Source organism: Burkholderia sp. BCC1977, from assembly GCF_905339595.1.
Classification (GTDB): Bacteria; Pseudomonadota; Gammaproteobacteria; order Burkholderiales; family Burkholderiaceae; genus Burkholderia.
On record NZ_CAJPGQ010000115.1, the window covers coordinates 1 to 2,010 of the forward strand.

At 54.4% G+C, this 2,010-nt stretch carries 2 protein-coding genes; one reads left to right on the top strand and one right to left on the bottom strand.

Annotated features, from left to right (window positions below; all coding sequences use genetic code 11):
• Positions 1–503: 503 nt before the first annotated feature.
• Positions 504–1,238, top strand: coding sequence for a helix-turn-helix domain-containing protein (locus tag U5771_RS34920; RefSeq protein ID WP_322028146.1), 735 nt, complete (start codon positions 504–506; stop codon positions 1,236–1,238).
• Positions 1,239–1,607: 369 nt separating this feature from the next.
• Here U5771_RS34920 and U5771_RS34925 read toward each other — a convergent pair.
• Positions 1,608–2,010: hypothetical protein (locus U5771_RS34925; RefSeq protein WP_322028147.1), on the bottom strand; the 403-nt coding region annotated here is incomplete at its 5' end.

The following is a 2,010-nucleotide window of genomic DNA, read 5'->3' on the forward strand; positions in this document are numbered from 1 at the left end:
CAATGAATCTTAGCGGCCGCGGAGTGTCCCGCCCAACATGTCGGGGCGGATCAAATGGCCAAGCGCTCTCCGCGATGTTCTGGCGAGCGCACGGATTCGCGTCATCAAGGTTGACGAGCGTGGCACGCGAGGCACCTGCAGATCTATCGGTGCATCGGTCCGTGTCGCGATCTGGAGGTTGTGCACGGCCATTTGTTCGAGGCATACGATGGACATGGTCATCGTTGGGAAAAAAGGCGAACTCTTGCTTGTGGGGTTTCCGTTTATCCTAAAGGTCGGTTGCGCCTGTTCGTGTCGTGCATTACCGGTTGCAAATACTGGCTGGTGTACTGCCCCAGGCGCGAGGAGAGGTGTTCCACAAGCCTTTGGAATCCGGTACTACGCGTAAGATGTCGGCCATGATGCCGGGCGCGTCGTTGGCAGATGCCCCTGATGGCGTCGTACCGCCTAGTCGGCGCAGTACGTCTCTTCGCTGTTTCCAACTTACATTTGAAGGCAGAACCTTGAGCAAGATTCAAGCGAGCAAGGCGGTCAGACAGGCCGACGATCGCCAGAGAGGTACGAGACTGAAGCCCGAAGAACGGGAGAGGTCGATCCTCTCCGGTGCGGAGACTTTTTTTGCAGAACATGGGTTTGACGCAACAACCCGCGAACTCGCAGATTATCTGGGGGTTCGCCAATCGTTGCTTTACAGATATTTCCCAACCAAACAGGACCTTATTGACAGGATCTACAACGATATATTCCTAGGTGGATGGGATCCTGGCTGGTCGAGACTCATCAAGGACCGCTCCGTTCCCTTGATCGAGCGGCTCATGAAATTCTACGCTCTCTATATCCCGACCACACTTACCAGGCAATGGCTTCGTTTGTTCTATCAGGCTGGATTAAAGGGATTTGATATATCGAGTCGTTACCATAACCTCCTGAGTCAGGAAGTCTTCGTGCCACTGTGCTACGAACTTCGGGCGGCTTATTGCGTTGATTTAGGTGAGTCGAATCCACCAACGTCGATTGAGCTTGAGGTTATCTATGATCTGCACGGAGCAGCGGTCTACAAGGGGGTTCGCCAGCATATCTATGGCATGGAAATTCACCCGGATAACGAGCTGTTCAATGTATGGATAGAGAGTTTTATTAACAACGTAGTGCCAGCAGCATATCGGCGACTGGCCGCAGGCCGCCCTAACACCAGAAAGCATACGCAGGAGGGCAAAGTGGCTGGCACGGCAGGGTAGACTGACCGGACCACCCGTCAACGACTGGTTGGCAGGATGGCGCCCAGTGTTCCCGGCGACGGAACACCTGGGGTTTCTGTTTGCGGTTGGGGCGACGGCTGTGCTTGCACGGCGGCCAGTTCTCTCGCACAGGTTCTAATATCGGGCTGTCGGGCAGCGACACTGCTGCCGGCGGAACATGAAGGTATTTCCAGAGTCGCTCCGTAATGGCGTACATGGTTCTATAGATCCCGCGAACCGTGCCACTACTAGTATTGCCGGCACGGAACAACCAAGAGGCGATAATTGCCCCCGCAGCACGCCGGGCCGGCAAGTTGAGTGTGTCCGTAAGCCTAGAAGTTGCCAGATGGGGTGAACTGGCACTTCAGGTTACCAATTGCACCAATGCTTGACCGCCCACCAGGTTCGCCGATTCGCACTGCCCCGACGATGGCGCGACTGCGTGTATTCCGGTGACAGGTTAGCGCTGTCGCACATATTCCCATGCTTGATATCGCCGTTGCGTCCTTTCTGGTGTAGCGCGCGTGACTGTCGCGCCTTTGTGTAGGAGATGATGCTCATAAGATCTTTAAATTTGGAAGTATTTAAGGGTTTATACTGATGTTTTGCCGGAAAAATCCATTTTTTTGATGATATATTGATCAATTGATCACTTAAGGCATCTTCGATGCGCCTCGGTTGTTGGCCACCTTCCTGTCGATCAAGTTGGATGGTGCGCAATCGGCCAGCGGTGAGGTGCCTTGCGGAGGAGGCTCCAGGTGGCATTGGCGTT